The organism is Stenotrophomonas sp. PAMC25021 (assembly GCF_004795795.1).
Lineage (GTDB): Bacteria > Pseudomonadota > Gammaproteobacteria > Xanthomonadales > Xanthomonadaceae > Stenotrophomonas > Stenotrophomonas muris.
Genome location: NZ_CP039255.1, coordinates 3455988 through 3474858 on the forward strand (window position 1 = coordinate 3455988; position 18871 = coordinate 3474858).

Here is an 18871-nt window from a genome sequence, read left to right on the forward strand (position 1 = left end):
TGCGGGGCCCCTCATCATTCTTGGAGGAACGCGTATGGCGTCCACTAACCAGAATCTAGACGTAGTACTGCGGGTCAACACGACGGGCTTCCGTACCGCAATGGCGGAGGCCAGCCGCCTGGCAACGCAGAATCTCAAGACACTGCGCGCGGAGGCCGAGCGGACGGCCGCCGCGCTGGCGCGCGTGCATGCGGCACCGGAGGGCGCAACGGGCAAGGCCGCGACAAAGGCAAAGGCCAACGTCGGCGGCGATGTGCTCGGCAGCGGCTTGAAGGAGCTTGGTAGCGGCCTGCTGACGGCCGCCGGTGGCCCATGGGGCATCGCCATCGCGTCGGTGCAGAAGCTGGGCGAAGCGTACCTGGACATGGTCAAGGCGTCCGAACGTGCGCGCAGCGAGTACAAGGAGCAGATGCAGTCGCTGCAGCAGATGTCGTTCTCGATGGACCAGGCCGGCCTGGGCATGGGCGCGGGCACGCTGCCCCTGGAGCAGGCGGTCGCCACGCTGCATGAGCAGGCCAGGGCGCTGCGCGAGCTGGAGGCACGCGAGAAGGCGCTGCAGGGCTCGGTCGTCCATTGGGAAGGCCGAGTGAGTCATGGCCAGCGATCGGGACGGGAAGGGGCGGGCCTGAGTGCAGCCTCGGACTACGCCGAGCTGGAGAAGGCCAGGGCGAACCTGGAAGCGTTCCAGGCGGAGGTCGCGCCGGTCCAGGAGAAGTTCCGGGGCCTGAAAGAAACGATCAGGGGCGCCCTCGACGAGAAGCTGTTCAATGCGATTGCCGCGGCCATCCAGAACGTGGACAACCAGACGCTTGACCAGCTCATCGCGTCTCTGGGTGCGACGCAATGGAACGCATTGAAGGCGACCGATGCCTTCAACGGCATGCTGGGCGCCATGCGCGGAGAGGCGTGGCGGGACGAGGTCGAGTGGATCCGGCTGACCCGTGGCGAGTACGCGGCCTGGATGGCTGAACGCGGCGCGGAGATCAACGCAAGGGGCGGCCCGGACAAGATGGACCCGGCCCAGCGCGCAGAGTTCAACAGGGATGCCGCGCGCAAGAAGGCCGACATCGAACGCAAGGCCCAGTTCCGCGAACAGCAGCAGGCCGCCCAGCAGTCGGTCAGGGGCGTGCACGAGCAGGCTGATGCGTACGCCGGGCTGATGGATCGCATCGAGAAGCAGATCGCCCAGGACCGGGTGCGGCAGAAGCTGAAGGAGGGGATGACAGAGGCGGAAAAGCTGCAGGTCACCCTCCTTGACGAGATGGAGCATGCCGAGAAGAAGCTCAGCGAGCAGAAGCAACTGCGGGTGAAGGCCTCGCTGGACGCCGCGGTGGCCCTGGCCAAGGAAGCGGCAGCCGCTGAAGCGTCGAAGAAGGCCCAGCAGGATCTGCTGAAGCTGCAGCGGGAGCTCCAGCAGGCGGCGCATGCACAGCAGCGCGGCAACGACCAGGCGCTGTTCGGCATCGGCCATGGCGCAGCGAGCGTGGATCGCATGCAACGCCGTTCCGCTCTGGATGAGGATCGGGACAATCGAAAGCGCGCGCTGGACGACGAGTCGCGTGGTGAGGACGGTAAGGTCATCGAGTCGGAGCGCTACAGAGCCCGGCTGGCCGAGCTCGATGCATTCCATGAACAGTCACTGCAACGCGAGGCAGAGTTCCAGGAGAACAAGAAGGCATACCAGTCCGATTGGAAGAACGGCGCAATGCGGGCGTTCGAGGACTATGCCGATGCCGCGGCCAATGCCGCCGAGTTGAGCCACGGCGTCTTCAGTAATGCATTGGGCGGGTTGGAAGACAGTCTGGTCAAGTTTGCCCAGACCGGAAAGCTGTCCTTCTCCGACCTCGCCGACTCGATCATCGCCGATCTGGCGCGCGTGGCAGCCAAACAGATGGTCAGTGGGCTGATCAGTTCGATCGGGCAGATGTTCGGGCCGAAGATCACCGGCTTTTCCATCGGCGGGTACACGGGCCCAGGGGGCAAGTACGAGCCGGCCGGCATCGTCCACAAGGGCGAGGGCGTGCTCAGCCAGGAAGACATGGCTGCGCTCGGCGGCCCATCGGCATTCTTCGCCCTGCGCACTTCGCTGCGAACCGGCAATGGCCTGTCCGGTGGTGATAGCGGGGGTTATGTGCAGGTACCGATCGCCCGTGCCGGCGAGGGTGGGATGAATGTGGAAATCAACAACTACGGCGAAAGCCGGGTCAACACCCGGGAAGAGCGGCAGCGCATGCCCGATGGCAGCGAAGTACGGCGGCTGGTGATCGACATCGTGGGCGACAGCCTCAACGGTGGTGAGCTGGGCGCCATTGGACGGGCCCGATACGGATGGACGGAGGCAGTGGGATGAGCAGTTGGCCAGAATATGCAGAAATCCGCTTTGCGGATTACGGCGAGGAGATCGTCGCTTCGGAAGAGCGGACCGAGATGGAGCGCGGCCCCAGCAAGATGCGCGCGCTCAACAGCCGGGTGATGAAGAACGTGTACGCCTCGGTGCAGTTCCGCACCGCGGCTGACGCCGAGGCATTCGAAGCGTGGTACCTGCACGATGTCGGTCGCGTCGGCTGGTTCACGATGGAGCACCCGCGGACCGGGCAGCCGATCAGCGCCCGCTTCCCGCAGGGCATCGGCCGCCTGGTGCCACTGAACACCCGGTTCCGCTTCTCCAAGCGCGATCTTGTACTGGAGTACATGCGATGAGTTCCTTCCATGAGCGCCGCCAGCGCCTGGCCGACACCCAGGGACCGCTGATGCTGTTGGAAGTGTCGGCGCCGTCGATGCCGGAGGTGTTGCGGATCGTCAACGACAACGTCAACTGGACCAGCAACGGCAAGGAGTTCATTGCCGCACCGTTCGGCTTCCAGCTTCCCGACGATGTCAGTGGACAGGCACCGCGCGCGCAGCTGGTGATCGACAACATCGGCCGCGCACTCACCGAGGACCTGGAAGGGCTTGCCCCCGGAGAGATGGTGACCGCACGGTTGATGCTGACCGATCGCGCCGATCCGGATGCCATCGAGGCCGAGTACGACCTGCCGATGACCCAGGTGTCGGTCAACACGCGCACGGTCAGTGCCCAGTGTGGTGTCGACTTCCTGATGCGCCAGCAGGCCGTGCTGCTGCATGCCAATCCGTTCACGCTGCCGGGAATCTTCTGATGCGCCTGGTCGACGTCGAGCGATGGGTGGGCATCCCCTATGACGAAGCAGCGTGCGACTGCGCCGACCTGGTGATGCAGGTGCAGCGGGCGCTGTTCGCCCGTGAAGTGGCACTGCCCGGACGCCGGCCGCGCGGGCGGCGCGGCTCGGCCGAGCTGGGCGCATTGTCGCGCGCGCAGGCGGTACCTCGCGAGGGCCCTCCACAGGACGGCGACCTGGTACTGATGATCGAACGCGGACAACACAACCCCGGCCACGCCGGGGTTTTCTTTTTCCTGGCTCATGAGGGCTGGGTCTTGCACAGCAACGAAACGAACGGCTGCAGCGTGCTGCACCGCGTTCGTGACCTACCCGGATTTGGGCTGAGGATCGAGGGATACTACGCATGGAACTGACACCACAACCGGCGGTCGACGGCCGCCTCATCATCACCCCGCACCCGGTGCTGCTGGATGGCCAGCGCAACGTGCCGGTCGAACTGCGCCCGGGTGAAAGCCTGTACGCATTCCTCATGCGCCATGTAGACGGGCTCGATGGCCGCGCATGGCAGGTCTGCGTTGACGGGCTGGAGGTGCCGCGCGAGCAGTGGATGCACACGCGACCGCGCCATGGCCAGTTGATCGAAGTGCGCAGCGTGGTGGGCAAGGCGGTGATTCCGCTGGTGGCGATGATCGCGCTGACCTATTTCACCTTCGGCATCGGCACGCTGGTGGCCGGTTCCGCGTGGGGCGCAGGCGCCGTTGCGGGGCTCAGCGCCACCTACGGCACCGCGCTGGCGTCGGCGGTCTATGTTGCCGGCAGCGTGCTGATCAACAAGGTGCTGGGCCCGAAGCCTCCCCGTGCAGGTGGCGGTGGCGGTGTCGCCGACACTGCGTATTCCCTGGCAGCGCCGCGCAACCGTGTGCGCGCCTATGAACCGCTGGGCCTGCTGTTCGGTTCCACGCGCCTCGCTCCGGACCTGATCAGCCGCCCCTATACCTGGTTCGAGGGCGATGAGCAGTACGTCGGCCTGACCCTCAGCCCGGGCATCAACGTTGGCCGGGTGGAGGCCCTGCAGAACGGTGATTCAGCGCTGTCCAGCTACGAAGGCGTGCGCACCTGGTTCCGCGGCTTCCCGCAGATGCCCGACGAAGCGATTCCGCTGTACAGCAACGCGGATGTGATTGAAGGCGCGCAGCTGCTCGATACCGGCAGCGATGCCAAGCACGTGGCCAGCCCGTGGGTGGAGCGCACCAGCTCCGCTGACTCTCTGCGCCTGCAGGTGAACATCGAGTTCCGGCTGTGGGATACCACGTCCAAGGGCAAGGACAAGGACAACCGCGAGCAGATCCAGATCCAGTACCGGCCGGTCGGCTCCGATGCCTGGCAGTCGTTCGGCAATTACAGCGTCGTGGGACGCACGCAGAAGGCGCGCCGCGTCAGCTACGGCCGCGACGTGGAGCTGGGCCAGTACGACGTGCGCGTACGCGTGGCCGGGCAGAACACCGATGGCAGTGGCGCGCAGGCGAATTTCACCTGGACCACGCTGGTCAGCGTGCAGCGCGACGACGCCAGCCATGCCGGCATTCCTGCCATCGGCCTGCAGATGAAGGCGTCCGGCCAGCTCAATGGCACCCCGGATGAGATCCGCTGCGTGGCTCATGCGCGACCGATTCCGGTGTGGAAGGGTGAAGCGGCCGGCTGGGTGACCGAGGAAACCAGCAACCCGGGCGCACAGATCCTGGCCTACGCGCGTGGCATCCATGATGAGAACGGCAAGCGCATCGCCGGCCTGGGCATGGCCGACCGGCGCATCGATATCGAAAGCCTGAAAGCCTTCATGCTGCACTGCGCGGACAACGCGCTGGGCTACGACTACTGGCTGACCGAGGTGCGCAGCCACCAGGCAGTGCTCGACGCCATCGCGCTGGCCGGCTTCGGCCAGGTGACCTGGGCCAAGGGCCGGCTGGGCGTGGCCTGGGCGGCCGATGAGCAGCCCCTGTCCGGCGTGGTCAACATGGCCACGATCAAGAAGGGCCAGTTCCAGGTCGATTACACCCTGGCCAACGCTGCCGACGGCATCGAGTACAGCTACCTGGACCGCCGCACCTGGAAGGCGGCGACGCTGCGCGTGCCGGCGCCGGGCGTGGAGGTGATGCTCAATCCGGCCAAGATCACCGGTGAGGGCGTCAGCTCCGAAGCCCATGCCGCGATGCTGGCGCGTTGGCATCTGGCGCAGAGCGTCTATCAATACAAGTCGATCAGCTACAGCACCGACATCGAGCACCTGGCCTACTCGCGGTTGTCGGTGCTGGCGTTGCAGCACGACCTTACCCAGTGGGGCTTTGGTGGCCGCCTGATCGATGCCGCCGTCGACGCTGCAGGCGTTGCCACGCTGCAACTGGACGAGACGGTCCCGGCACCTTCGCTGGGCAGTGCGTTCATCGGCCTGCGTATTCCAGGCGAGCGTGTCTACCGCGTACTGCGCGTGGTTCCGGGCGCTGAGCCAAGTGACAGGCTGGTGCTGGCCGATCCGTGGCCGGCAGATGCACCGCTGCCGGGCCACAACGACGGCAATCCTGCACACGACACGATCTGGATCTACGACTTCAAGCAGACGCCGGGTACCCGCGTGCGCGTGACCGGCATCCGCCCGGAAGGTGACCTGAAGGGCGCCGCTGTGGAGGTGGTGCAGGAGGGGCCCGAGTTCTGGCACTACGTGCGGACCGGGCAGTATGTGCCGCCGTCGAATGAATCCTCGCTGCAGACCCGGCCGGTGGCCAGCAATCTGAAGGTGGTCGAGCGCCAGGTCAGCCGGGGTGGCAGCGTGCATACCGAACTGCAGGCCAGCTTCGATATCAGTGGACCCACCGGCGAAACGCGGGTCCTGTCCGATCCAGACGGCAATGCCGCGCTGGAGGAAGTGGCACGCACCAGCACGCGATCAGCGAGCTGGGCGATTCCCGGAGCGGGTACCTATCCGGTGGTCGTTCGTCCGTACAGCCCCGATGGCCGTGCCGGCGTTGCCGTGTCCACCCAGTACACCACGCTGGGTGCCGATGCGCCGCCGGTCCTGGTCGATCTGTTCGACATCGAAGAGCTCAGCGGTGGCGTGCGCCGGTATGTGTGGGGCTTCTCCGGCGACACCGTGCAGTCGGCTGATTTCGCCGGCGTGGAAATCCGCTATACCGCCGGCAGTATCGACAACCCGCTGTGGGAGCACATGACCCCGCTGGGCGATGCCGGTGGCTTCTTCACCTCCGCAATCGAAGCCGTATTGCCAGAGGCGGGCAGCTGGACGTTTGCGTGCCGCAGTCGCAACACCGCTGGCGTGCTGTCCGTCGGTGCCCGCTACCTGCGACGCTCGCTGGGGCGCAATACCGGGCAGACGCTGGAGGGAATCGGCGGTGTGGTCGAATCGGTCAAGCAGGACCTGGGCAAGGAAATCAACGCCCGCATCGACAGCGACCTGGCCGCCGCCACCCGTGCAGCCGAGGCGCTGCGTAGCGAATCGCTGCGCCTGCAGGACCAGATCACCGCCAGCGCCCAACGACTTGCCGGCCAGGCCGAACGGCTGGACCAGCAGGCGCAGGCGCTCAAGGCGAACACCGATGGCCTGGCGCGCGAAGTGCTGGACCGTGCTGCCGGCGATCTGAATACCCGCACCGAGCTGACCACGGCGGTGACCCGCGAAACCAGCGAGCGCCGGTCGGATGTGGAGAACCTGACCCGCATGGTGAGCCAGCTGTCGGCAGGCAGTGGCGTGCAGTTCGACAGCAAGCGCATCTGGTACTTCGACAGCAGCGTGGAAGGTTGGGGCGCGAATGGCGGCAGTCCAACGCTGGTGGAGGGCTGGCTGCGCCCGGCCAACCATGCCAGCGACGCCTTCGTGACGAGCCCGCGCGGCCAGGATGTCCAGGGCGCGGCGCACCGCTTCGTCAAGCTGCGCATCCGCAAGGTGGGCAGTCCTGCCTGGGACGGGCGCCTGCTGTGGAATGGTCCCGGCCAGTCGTGGGACAACGCACGCATGGTGCAGTTCGCGGAGCCAAGCTATGACAGCAACGGCATCGCGACGCTGGACGTGGACAACATTCCATGGAACGGGACCATCGTCGACCAGATCCGCCTGGATCTGTCCAAGGCGCAGACCGATGCCGACTACTTCCTGCTGGACTGGGTGGCGATCGGTCGCCCGACGCCGGGTGCGTCGGTGGCCATGCTGCAGGACGAAGCCACTGCACGCGTCGCAGCAGACAGCAGCGAAGCGGGCCGGCGCGAGTCGCTGGCCGTGCAGTTGCGCGGCAGCTACGAGGGCGGTGACCTGGCAGGGGTCAGCCAGGGCCTGATCGCGGCCGAGAAGACCGCACGGCTGAGTGGCGACCAGGTCAACGCGCAGTCGATCCAGGCACTCCAGGCACGGATGCCCGCAGGCACCGACGCGCTGGCCACCAGTGCCAGTGTCAGCAGCCTGCAGCAGGCGATGGTGACCGCTGACACCGCGCTGGGGCGGCGCGTGGACAGCCTCGATGCCACGATGGGGGACAAGATCGGATCCAGCGCCTTCAATGCGTTGAAGACCGAAGTCGGGCAGCTCGATGGCCGGGTTACCAGCAGCAGCCAGGACCTGGTGCAGCTGAAGAGTCGCATGGAAGCGGTGATGGGCGCGGGCAGCAACCTCGCGCTCAATGGCGACTTCAACCTGGGCGCTGGCACCGGCTGGACGTTCTTCAACACCACCGCAGCATCGGTGGTGCGCGAGGGCCGCGGCAACAGCCTGTGCTGGAAGGCGGAGCCCTATGCGGGCGGAAGCAATACGGTGGTCAGCGCCGCGGTCAATGAGGGGCGCGTCATCACCCTGACCGCCGGCCGTCGCTATCGAGTGTCGTGCTGGACGCGGACCAGCGAGGACTTCGACGGCACCGCCGACAATACCAAGCTGCGCGTCGCCGACCACAACGGCAACCTGATGGGCGGCGCCACGCAGTCGTTCCCGAAATCGGCGGACTGGGTCAAGACCGAGACCTTCGTGACGTTGCCGCCTACCGGCACGGTGCAGGGCATCAAGGTCACGATCAATCGCAATGGCACGGCCGGCACGTTGTGGCTGGACGATCTGTGGGTGGAGGATGTGACCGATGTCGACGCGAACGCTGCGGCGGTCAGTGGCCTGTCGACCAGGGTGGAACAGATCGATGGCAAGCTGAGCAGTGCCGCCGAGGACGTCACCCGGCTGGCCTCGGGCATCGGCAACATGGTGGCCTACAACATCATCGCCAACGCACATATCCTCGCCTGGCCCACCGGTGGCCCCCGTGCATCGGGTGTGTACCGTGCCAATGGCAGCATCGTGCCAGGCATGGGCGCCAACCGGGGGCTGCGGGTGGGCATCATCAATGCGGACAACAGCATCACCGATACGGCGGTGTTCGATACCCATGGCAATCTGCAGACCGAGTCGGCCCGCTTCAACACCTGGTACGACCAGACGCTGAAGGACAACCAGTACTTCATTGCCTATACGTCCGATGCAGTGGGGGCGATCAGTAGTGCCAGCAACAGCGACACCAGTGGCCTGCGCACCCGCCTGCTGGACGCGGGCCTGTCACAGGAAAACCTGGCGGCCCTGTCGGGGTCGCGGATGCTGGTGATGATCGGGCGGCGCAGGAGTGGTGCCGGCGGTGGCAGGCAGATCCTGTCGCCCTTGCCGGAGACCGGCCGTACTGGCATGTGGGTGGAAATGACCGTCACCGTGCTCAATGGCGTGCCGACCGGATCGCAGGATTCGTCGATGCTCGATCGTACGGCGCGGAGCAATGCGGACGCCTTGACCGGGCTGCGCACCGACGTCAGCAAGCTCGGTACCGACCTGGTGTCCGCCGCCGACAGCCTGACCAGCCTGACCGCGCGGGTCGACACCTCGGTGACCAGCAGCGACAACGTGCTGCGCAACAGTAACTTTGCTGGCAGTGCCGCCTGGTGGACGCTGACCCGTACCGTGTCGGCCAACACCGTGGAGTGGGTGAAGGCATCGGGCCAGAGTGGTGATGCGTTGCTGATGACGCATGGGCCGCAGGCCGGGCAGAACCCCTTCATCACGGCCAATGACGCGCGGTGGTTGCCGGTGGTTGCGGGGCGGTCGCGCCGGTACCGACTGGTGATGGTGGCTCGCGCCTTTGATGAAGCCACGGCGACCCTGGTCTGCCGGTTGCGCGTGCGAACCACGGGTACAGGCGAAAGCCATGCCGACGTGACGCTGAACCTGTCCGATGCGTCCTGGAAAACCTACACGGCCGAATGGTCTGCCGCGCAGGATCGCAACGAGATCATGCCGCAGGTGCATCTGACCAACGCCGGCGGCAAGGTGCTGTTCGACCGGATCGAGTTCTACGACATCACCGATGCGCAGGACATCGCCGGCAACGCGACGGCCATCGCCAACCTGCGCAGCGACGTGGTGCAGCTGGGCGATCGTGTCACCAGCAGTGCGTCCAGTGTGCTCAAGCTGCAGTCGGACGTGCAGTCGGTCCTCAATGGCAGCGACAGCCTGTTCCCGCTGGGTGCGTTCGAAACGTTCCAGGATGGCCAGCTGCTGGGCAGTGCGGCGGGCACGATCTACACCGTCCGCGCCGATGCTCGCCGGACCGGTGAGCGCGGTCTGGATGTGAACGTTGCGGCCAACACCAGCCCGAACACCAATGCGGACCTGTACTTCGGGCAGTGGACCCCCATCACCGGCAATCGCCGCATCTATGTGGAGTACTACGCCCGCCTGCATCCGGACAGTATCCAGCCGACCGGTGGTTCCATCCGGGTGGGCTGGCAGACCACCAACGAAGCCAACGCGGAGAATTCGTGGCCCTTGCAGGCTTACGCACTGGCCTCGCTGCGCAAGGATGGCTGGACCAAGGTCAGCGGTTACCTGGACACCGCCGCGTCTGCGGCGAAGTGGCGGATGCTGGTCAGCATTCCGGGAGGAAGTGGTGCGCGCGAAGTGGGCGTGCGCGTGCAGGTGGACGACATCCGCATGATCGATGTCACCGACGCCTACGCCGCGCAGCAGAGCGCCGCTGCCACGGCCACCGCGGTGACCGCGCTGACCACCAAAGTCGATCAGCAGGGCACGAAGGTCGACGCGCAGGCGCAGCAGCTCACCGACCTGTCCAGCGGGCTGAAGGGCGTGCTCAACACCGGAAGCGGCCTGCTGCCCAATCCCGACTTCGCCGAAGGGCTGGGGGGGTGGACGGCATCGGCGGCGGCCAATGGGGCGGTGTGGAGTACGGTCAACGGCGACGGACGCCCAGGTGTGCTGCTCAACCGCTACACGAACGTGAATCCGACCCTGCAGGCCAACGGTGGCAAATGGGTGCCGATCAACGGCGCGCGCCGCCTGCGGGTGATCGTCCGCGCCTGCGGTGCTGGCGGCGCCAACAATCTGCTGGTGCGGATGTATCGCAAGAATGCGGCAGGCCAGCAGTCCTACCAGGATCTGCGTGCCGTGTTCGCGGTGGAGGCGTTCGAGACCCGATCGTTCGACTTCGATGCCTTCAACAGCGGCATCGATGCCTGGCGCTTGAACCTCTATGTTCATCCCGACAACGGTCAGGTGCGGGTGGACAGCGTCCAGGTCTATGACATCACCGACCAGGTGGCCAACGATGCCAATGCCTCGGCCATCACGGGGCTGAGCACCTCGGTAAGCCAGCAGGGCACCAAGCTGGACACCACCGCGCGTGACCTGACCCAGCTCAAGACCCAGGTGGGCGATGTATCGGCCAGCGGCTTCTCGCAGCTGAACAGCCAGGTCAGCCAGCAGGGTAGGCAACTGACTGCGCTGTCCGGGCGGATCGATGGCGTGCAGGCCTCACTGGGTGGCAAGGCGGATGCAGCCGTGGTCACCAGCATGCAGGCGCAGGTCAAGAATCTGGGCGCCGGTGGCAACCTGCTGATGAACACCACGTTCCCCTTCTGGCAGCGCTCGGGGTGGGGCTGGGGCAGTAATCCGAACGGGCGGTGGACCGAACTGGGCAACCCCACCGGCGATGACAACTGGCATCCGCAGGGGATCTTCGGGCTGGGCGCGGTGACGCCCGGCGTCGTCGCAGCAGGCGAAATGGCATGGTGGGGAACCGAGTACGACATCGCCATCGAAGGCGGCAAGACCTATTGCGCGTCCGCCTGGATCAATACCCATCGCGTGGAAGCCAAGCTGGAGATGACGTTCTTCGATGCGGCCGGCAATCACCTGGGGCTGGTGCACAGCCCGGGCGTGAGGAGCGATACCGGAACCCCGATCACGCTCGACCGCTTGACGCGCACGTTCCTGATCACCAAGGCGCCCGCCACGGCGACCTTCGCTCGCTTTCGCGTGATCGTGATCGGCACCGGTGGAAACACGCCCTATTTCTGGATGTTCCGCCCGATGCTCAGCCAGGTGGACGCGGCAGCAACCGCCCCGCCCACCTGGTCGGCCGGAGGCACCGAGTCTTCTGCGCAGTGGTCGGTCAACGTCCGTGCAGATGGCCGGGTAGGGGGCGTGCAACTGGCGTCCAGCGGCCAGGTCTCGCGTTTCGATGTGGTGGCCGACGCGTTCAGTGTCAGTGCCCCCGGTGGCGGGCGTCGTACCGAGTACAGCGATGGCAACTGGCGGGTCTATGACGAAGCCGGACGCCTGCGCGTGCGCATGGGCGTGTGGTGACCCGTGCACCTGCCCGTCGCGGTGGGTGCCCTGCATGAAAACCGTTCGGGCCGCCGGTGGATGCGGCCCTTTTTTTGGAGATCCAACATGAAGTTCAACGCACGTCTTGTCCTGCTGACCCGCGCAGTGGAGCAGTCGGGGGTGGTCAATCTGCATTTCCGGCCGGAGGGCGAGAACCTTCTTCCGCAGATGGTGATCCCGGTATCGCCGCTGGATGCGTATGCCTTGAAGTTCGGGGCACTGTACCGGTTCGAGGCGATCGAGGTGGAAGAAGCGCTGCCCATTGAAACAGCCGCTGGCTGAGACCGGGCGGTTGCAGTGGTGCTGGATATGACCGGGTACTGACCCTTCACGGGCCAGGCGCCGCAGGCGGCAGCGGCGATTCAGGGCGCTGGCCCGAAGCCCGGTATACTGGCGCCCTTTCAGGCCCCGGCCCCCAGGAACCCCTGCCATGCCGGCAGGGGCCCAGGCCCCCAGAGTCCCGCGATTCCATGTCCCAGCTGAACCCCAAAGTCGGCTTCGTCAGCCTTGGCTGCCCGAAGGCCCTCGTCGATTCCGAGCGCATCCTCACCCAGCTCCGCTCGGAAGGCTACGACATCGTCCCGTCCTACGATTCGGCCGACGTGGTGGTGGTCAACACCTGTGGCTTCATCGATTCGGCGGTGACCGAGTCGCTGGATGCCATTGGCGAGGCGATGAACCAGAACGGCAAGGTCATCGTCACCGGCTGCCTGGGCAAGCGCCCTGAGCAGATCCGCGAGGCGTACCCCAACGTGCTGGCGGTGTCCGGCCCGCAGGATTACCAGAGCGTGATGGAAGCGGTGCATGAAGCACTGCCGCCCAAGCACGATCCGTTCGTGGATCTGGTGCCCGACTACGGCATCAAGCTGACCCCGCGCCATTACGCCTACCTGAAGATTTCCGAAGGCTGCAACCACAAGTGCAGCTTCTGCATCATTCCGTCGATGCGCGGCAAGCTGGTCTCGCGCCCGGTGGATGAGGTGCTGCGCGAAGCCGAGCGCCTGGTGCGTGGTGGCGTGCGTGAGCTGCTGGTGGTTTCGCAGGACACCTCGGCCTACGGCGTGGACGTGAAGTACGCCGAGAAGATGTGGCGCGACAAGGCCTACCAGACCCGCCTGAAGGCGCTGTGCGAAGGCCTGTCCGAGCTGGATGCGTGGGTGCGCATGCACTACGTCTACCCGTATCCGCACGTGGACGAAGTGGTGCCGCTGATGGCCGAGAACCGCATCCTGCCGTACCTGGACATCCCGTTCCAGCATGCGAGTCCGCGCATCCTGCGCCTGATGAAGCGCCCCGGTGCGGTCGAGAAGACCCTGGAGCGCGTGCAGAACTGGCGCCGTATCGCGCCGGACATCACCGTGCGTTCGACCTTCATCGTCGGCTTCCCGGGCGAGACCGAGTCCGAGTTCGAAGAACTGCTGTCGTTCCTCGACGAAGCGCAGCTGGATCGCGTGGGCGCGTTCGCCTATTCGCCGGTCGAGGGGGCCACCGCCAACGATCTGCCCGATGCTGTGCCGGAGGAAGTGAAGCAGGAGCGTCTGGCCCGCTTCATGGAGAAGCAGGCGCAGATCTCCGCCGCACGCCTGGAGGCCAAGATCGGCACCGTGCAGCAGTGCCTGGTCGACGCCATCGAAGGCGATATCGCCGTGGCCCGTTCCAGGGCCGATGCGCCGGAGATCGACGGACTGGTGCACATCCAGAACGCCGACCAGGTGCCGCTGCGCGTGGGCGAATTCGTCGACGTGGAAATCACCGAGAGCGACGAGCACGACCTGTACGGTGACGCGCTGCCCGCCGCTACCCGCCCGGCATTCGACCTCAAGATGCTGTGACCGCAGCGACGACCGCCGCCAATGACGGGGGCGGCGTCCGGCGCTTCGTACCGCCGCCACGTGCGGCGATCGATCCGCAGGTGTTCGCGCAGCCGCTGTTTGCCGGGCTGCAGGATTTCCGTGATCTGCTGGTTGGCTCCCACTGGCCGTCCATCGCGGCGCTTGACGCACGCCTGTCCCTGCCGGGTTGGCAGCTGGTCGAACAGGATGCCGCGTTGCTGGCCGATGGCCTGCACTACGAGGCCCGCATCGCGCAGGGGCGCATCGCCACCCGTGCCGACAACTGGCACGACCTGTTCAACGCGCTGGTGTGGGCCTCCCACCCAAAGCTCAAGCGGGCACTCAACGTGCAGCAGTGCCGGCATATCGAAGCCATGCCACCCGGCCAGCGCAACCGCGCGCAGGCCGCCTTGACCCAGTTCGACGAAACCGGCGTGATCGTGCGTGTGGATGATGTCACGTTGCTGCGCGCGTGGGATGGGCATGACTGGCCTGCGTTGTTCGAGCCAACGCGCTGGCAGAGCGGTGACATCGCCATTGCCACGGTATTCGGGCACGCGTTGATGGAACAGGCACTGCTGCCGGGGCGATTGCTGGTGGGCAAGTGCGTGGTGGTGCAGGGGGATGCCGATGCTGCCTGCGTCGACGCGGTGACTGCGGCCATTGCCGAAGGCAGGGCAGTGACCGATCCGCTGCAGCTGCGGCCCCTGCCGTTGGCCGGTGTTCCTGGCTGGCACGGCGTGCAGGATTCCGCCTTCTATCGCAATGCCGGGTATTTCCGCCCGTTGCGCGCAGGGCGCACATACCCGCCGCCGTTGTAGAGCCGAGCCCATGCTCGGCTGCGTTTGCCCATCAGCCGAGCATGGGCTCGGCTCTACAACGGCAGCGAGGTCGGGCATGACTCGACTCTACAACGGCGCGTACTCCACCCCGATCACCGCAAAGGTGAACTGCCCGCCGGGCAGCTCCACCGAGAATTCGTCATCCAGTCGCTTCTTCAGCAGCGCCCGCGCCAACGGCGAATCGATGCTGATCCAGCCCAGCCCGGCATCGGTCTCATCCGGCCCGACAATGCGATAGCGGCTGGTCTCGCCACTGTCCACATTCTCCAGTTCCACCCATGCGCCGAAGAACACCGCCAGCGGGTCGGTCGGCGTGGTGTCGACCACGCGCAGTGATTCCAGCCGCTTGGTCAGGTAGCGCACGCGACGATCGATCTCGCCCAGCTGCTTCTTGCGATAGGTGTATTCGGCGTTCTCGGAGCGGTCACCTTCCGCGGCGGCCGCGGCCAGTGCCTTCACCACCTCCGGGCGGCGCACACGCCACAGCTCATCCAGTTCGGCCTTCAGCCGGGCATGCCCGGAGGCGGTGATCAGGGCCGTGCTTTTTTCTGCGGGGGGACGCCAACGCGACATGCAATACGACTTCTTTTCTGGATGACGAACGGGGAGCGGGGTCGGAGCCCTCCCTGGCGGGGGGATCCGACCCTGGGGTCAGATCCCTTTCCAGCGGAAAGGGCTCTGACCCCGGCCGTGGCAGATCAACGCTTTCCGCCGAAGATGCCACCCAGGATGCCGCGCACGATCTGGTTGCCCAGCTTGGTGCCGACGGTGCGCGTGGTCTGCTTGGCCATCGTCTCGATCATGCCCTGGCGGCGCTTGGTGCCGAAGATCGCATCCTTGATCGCCTGGCCGAAACCGCCTTCCTGCGCTTCGTCCTGCTCGCGGCTGCGCGCGGCCGGCGCCTGCGCCTGTTCGACAGTCTTCTGTGCACGCTGGGCCAGCAGTTCGGCGGCCGATTCGCGGTTGATCGCGGTGTCGTAGCGACTGCCGACCGGGCTGCCGGCACGCACCTGGGCGCGTTCGGCTTCGGTGATCGGCCCCATCCGGCAGCGTGGCGGCGCGATCATGGTCTGCTGCACCGGCATCGGGATGCCCTTGTCCTGCAGCGTGGAGACCAGGGCCTCACCAGTGCCGAGCTGGCTCAGTACCTTGGCCACGTCCAGCTTCGGGTTCGGCACGAAGGTTTCGGCCGCGGTCTTCACCGCCTTCTGGTCGCGCGGGGTGAACGCGCGCAGTGCGTGCTGCACGCGGTTGCCGAGCTGGCCGAGGATGTTGCCTGGCACGTCGTCGGGGAACTGCGAGCAGAAATACACGCCCACGCCCTTGGAGCGGATCAGGCGCACCACCTGCTCGATGCGCTGCACCAGCGATGGCGGCGCATCGTCGAACAGCAGGTGTGCCTCGTCGAAGATGAAGACCAGCTTCGGCTTGTCCAGGTCGCCCACTTCCGGCAGCTGCTCGAACAGCTCCGACAGCAGCCACAGCAGGAAGGTGGAGTACAGCTTGGGCTTGAGTACCAGCTGGTCGGCGGCGAGGATGCCGATCATGCCGCGGCCGTCGTGGTTGACGCGCATGATGTCGGCCAGCTCCAGCGCAGGTTCGCCGAAGAAGTGCTCGCCACCGTCCTGCGCCAGGCGCAGCACCGAACGCTGGATCGCGGCGATCGACTGCGCGCTGACCAGGCCGTACTCGGTGGAGATGTCCTTGCGCTCCTCGGCGACGAGGCCGAGCAGGGCGCGCAGGTCGTCCATGTCCAGCAGCAGCAGGCCGCGGTCGTCGGCCAGCTTGAACACGATGTCGAGCACGCCGGACTGGGTGTCGTTCAACTCGAGGATGCGCGCCAGCAGGGTCGGGCCCATTTCGCTGACGGTGGTGCGCACCGGGTGGCCCAGCTTGCCGTACAGGTCCCAGAAGAGGGTGGGGCTGGCGGCCGGCGCATAGTCGGCCACGCCGATCTCGGCGGCACGCTGGAGCAGGTTCTCGGCGCCGCTGCCGGGCACGGCCAGGCCGGAGACATCGCCCTTCACATCGGCCAGGAACACCGGCACGCCCAGTCGCGAGAAGCCCTCGGCCAGCGTCATCAGGGTCACGGTCTTGCCGGTACCGGTGGCGCCGGCCACCAGGCCGTGGCGGTTGCCGAGTTTCGGCAGCAGGGTGACGGCAATATCGTCGGTAATGCCTTTGCCGAGCAGAATCGGATCCATGGTCCAGCCCTTGTGATGAATAGCCCAATGTTAACCGCCGGCAGTGACGGTCCGAAGGTCGGCTTGCCCGGACCTTGGCGGCGCCGCTACTCTGCCTGCCTGTTTCGCACACAGTGCCATCAATGCCCGTTCCTGTCCTGATTTCCCGCGGTTGGCCGCTGCTGGCCCTGGCCGGCCTGGTTTCCCTGGCGCCCGACGCCCATGCGCAGCGGGTTTCGGCCCGGGACAAGGTGAAGGTGGATGCGCTGCAGCAGCGCATGACCGTCGCCGAAAAGCGCTACAGCGACGCCCTGCTGCTGGTCGCCAATGCCGACCCCAAGGGCAGCAACGAGGCCGACGCCGCGCTGGAGGACATGGAAGATGTCCTCAACGACTGCGTGAAGCAGAAGGGCTGCCAGATGGGCACCCTGCTGGCCAGCTACAAGCGCCTGCTCAAGCACGACGCCGATGCCGCTGCCAGCGATGACGTGGCCGACGAGGGGGGTGACCGCCTGGAAGCCGACCCGGATCACATCGGCCCGCTGACCGCGGATGTGCCCGAGGCCGCGCGCGCTGCCGCGCTGCTGAACGACAAGCGGCACGCCTTCGACAGCATGGTCGAGTACAACCCGGCGGTGCAGGCCGGCATCCGTCGCTGGCTGACCGACATGCGTCCTGCGCTGCTGACCAGCTACGAGAACTACCAGAACCTGCGCGCGGTGATGTGGCCGGAGTGGGAGAAGCGTGGCCTGCCCGAGGCGCTGCTGTTCGGCATCATGGCCAAGGAATCCAACGGCCGCGTGCACGCTTCCTCGCGTGCCGGCGCCGCCGGCCTGATGCAGTTCATGCCGGCCACTGGCCGTCGCTTCGGCCTCGGCCCGGATGGCACCGGCTTCGACACGCGCTTCGATGCGCGCAGCGCCGCCGAGGCCAGCGCCAGCTACCTCAACGAACGCCTGCGCGAACTGAACAACAACGTGGAAATGTCGGTGGCCGCCTACAACGGTGGCGAAGGCCGTGCCGCACGCGTGTTCAAGCAGAGCGCCGGCCAGAGCTTCTGGACCGACAGTGTCTACAACCAGTTCCCGGGCGAGACCAAGGACTATGTGCCGATGGTGATTGCCGCGGCCTGGATCTTCCTGCACCCGCAGCAGTATGGCGTGGAGTTCCCGAAGATCAGCGCGCAGCCGGCCACGCTGCGCCTGGCCAAGTCCACCACCATCTATGAACTGACCATCTGCCTGGGCAGCCACGGCACCCGTGATGGCTACATGCGCGCGCTGCGCAACCTCAACCCGCGCTATGAAGCCGATGGCTGGATTCCGGCCGGCACCCTGATCAACGCCACCACCCGCATCGCCGGGCTGTACCAGCGCAACTGCGTCAGTGGCCCGCGTGCCGACCTGGCCCGCACCCTGATCACCGCCGATCTGAACGCGGCGATCAAGCGCCCGACCGCGGCCAGCTACACCGGCAGCGTCGCCGTGGGCGGCGTGGTGCCGGTGGCCGACGCTGCGGCCTCCACCAGTGTGCCGACCACGCCGGTGGCGGCGGTGGCGACGCCTCGCCCGGCGCCGGCCGCGCGCCCGAAGCCGGTGCGCAGCCACAAGGTGGGCAAGGGCGAGACCCTGGGCGCCATCGCGGCGAAGTTCCAGTGCGACGTGCCGACCCTGGCCCGCGCCAACGGCCTGAAGGCCCCGGCCTACAGCCTGCGTCACGGCCAGACGCTGAAGCTGCAGGGCTGCGACAAGTAATTCCCCCGACCCCTGGAACCCGCATGGATCTCGAAGACACCCGCAACCTGTTCGCCAACCTCCGCGAAAACACCGACTGGGACATCAACGGCCCGTTGCTGTGGGGGTACTTCTTCGTGCACTCCACTGCTGAGCCGTTGCAGGCACTGGCAGAGCACCTGCAGGCGCAGGGCTACACCTTCGTGGAACTGTTCGAACAAGATCCGGAAGAGGGTGACGCGCCGTTCCACGTGCTGCATGTGGAGCGCGTGGAGATCCACGACGAAGCCTCGCTGGACCGTCGCAACCAGGAATTCGCAGCGCTGGCCGCGGAGAAGGGCGTGGAAGACTACGACGGCATGGACGTCGGCCCGGCCCCGGCCCTGCAGTAACGCGCGTACCGGTAGTGCCGGCCGCTGGCCGGCATC

The 18871-nt window shown here is 66.4% G+C and carries 12 protein-coding genes; 10 read left to right on the forward strand and 2 right to left on the reverse strand.

Annotation, left to right across the window (positions count from 1 at the left end):
* The first annotated feature begins 34 nt into the window (after positions 1 to 34).
* From E5790_RS22195 to E5790_RS16020, 8 genes are all read left to right on the forward strand, one after another.
* On the forward strand, positions 35 to 2350 hold the full coding sequence (locus E5790_RS22195) for a phage tail tape measure protein (RefSeq protein WP_069116152.1): 2316 nt from the start codon (positions 35 to 37) through the stop codon (positions 2348 to 2350).
* The gene (locus tag E5790_RS15990; RefSeq protein WP_014647906.1) at positions 2347 to 2700 is read left to right on the forward strand and encodes a hypothetical protein; all 354 of its coding nucleotides are present in this window, start codon (positions 2347 to 2349) and stop codon (positions 2698 to 2700) included. Before E5790_RS22195 ends, E5790_RS15990 begins: the two co-directional genes overlap by 4 nt.
* On the forward strand, positions 2697 to 3158 hold the full coding sequence (locus E5790_RS15995) for a DUF1833 family protein (protein ID WP_014647905.1): 462 nt from the start codon (positions 2697 to 2699) through the stop codon (positions 3156 to 3158). Before E5790_RS15990 ends, E5790_RS15995 begins: the two co-directional genes overlap by 4 nt.
* Complete coding sequence (locus tag E5790_RS16000; protein ID WP_014647904.1) at positions 3158 to 3553, forward strand: hypothetical protein; 396 nt, start codon at positions 3158 to 3160, stop codon at positions 3551 to 3553. The genes E5790_RS15995 and E5790_RS16000 overlap by 1 nt, the downstream gene beginning before the upstream one ends.
* Positions 3544 to 11832 carry a host specificity factor TipJ family phage tail protein gene (locus E5790_RS16005; protein ID WP_111206021.1) on the forward strand — a complete coding sequence of 2763 codons (8289 nt, stop codon included), beginning with the start codon at positions 3544 to 3546 and terminating at the stop codon, positions 11830 to 11832. The genes E5790_RS16000 and E5790_RS16005 overlap by 10 nt, the downstream gene beginning before the upstream one ends.
* A gap of 87 nt (positions 11833 to 11919) precedes the next feature.
* On the forward strand, positions 11920 to 12135 hold the full coding sequence (locus E5790_RS16010; protein WP_069116148.1) for a hypothetical protein: 216 nt from the start codon (positions 11920 to 11922) through the stop codon (positions 12133 to 12135).
* A gap of 188 nt (positions 12136 to 12323) precedes the next feature.
* Positions 12324 to 13685: a 30S ribosomal protein S12 methylthiotransferase RimO gene (gene rimO / locus E5790_RS16015; RefSeq protein ID WP_049407526.1), complete on the forward strand. Its 1362-nt coding sequence runs from the start codon at positions 12324 to 12326 to the stop codon at positions 13683 to 13685.
* Positions 13682 to 14506 carry a DUF3025 domain-containing protein gene (locus E5790_RS16020; protein ID WP_111206020.1) on the forward strand — a complete coding sequence of 275 codons (825 nt, stop codon included), beginning with the start codon at positions 13682 to 13684 and terminating at the stop codon, positions 14504 to 14506. Before rimO ends, E5790_RS16020 begins: the two co-directional genes overlap by 4 nt.
* Before the next feature lie 87 nt (positions 14507 to 14593).
* On the opposite strand, the gene greB is transcribed toward E5790_RS16020, so the two are convergent.
* Positions 14594 to 15100 (reverse strand): transcription elongation factor GreB, encoded by a 507-nt coding sequence (gene greB, locus E5790_RS16025; protein WP_014647900.1) that lies wholly within the window; start codon positions 15098 to 15100, stop codon positions 14594 to 14596.
* A 125-nt stretch (positions 15101 to 15225) separates the two neighbouring features.
* Positions 15226 to 16731, reverse strand: coding sequence for a helicase HerA-like domain-containing protein (locus E5790_RS16030; RefSeq protein ID WP_046431840.1), 1506 nt, complete (start codon positions 16729 to 16731; stop codon positions 15226 to 15228).
* 122 nt (positions 16732 to 16853) lie between these two features.
* Between E5790_RS16030 and E5790_RS16035 the strand changes: the two genes are divergently transcribed.
* Both E5790_RS16035 and E5790_RS16040 read left to right on the forward strand, forming a co-directional pair.
* Positions 16854 to 18464, forward strand: a complete 1611-nt coding sequence (locus tag E5790_RS16035; protein WP_014647898.1) for a transglycosylase SLT domain-containing protein — start codon at positions 16854 to 16856, stop codon at positions 18462 to 18464.
* A 23-nt stretch (positions 18465 to 18487) separates the two neighbouring features.
* Positions 18488 to 18835, forward strand: coding sequence for a ribonuclease E inhibitor RraB (locus E5790_RS16040; protein ID WP_046431838.1), 348 nt, complete (start codon positions 18488 to 18490; stop codon positions 18833 to 18835).
* The last annotated feature ends 36 nt before the right edge of the window (positions 18836 to 18871 follow it).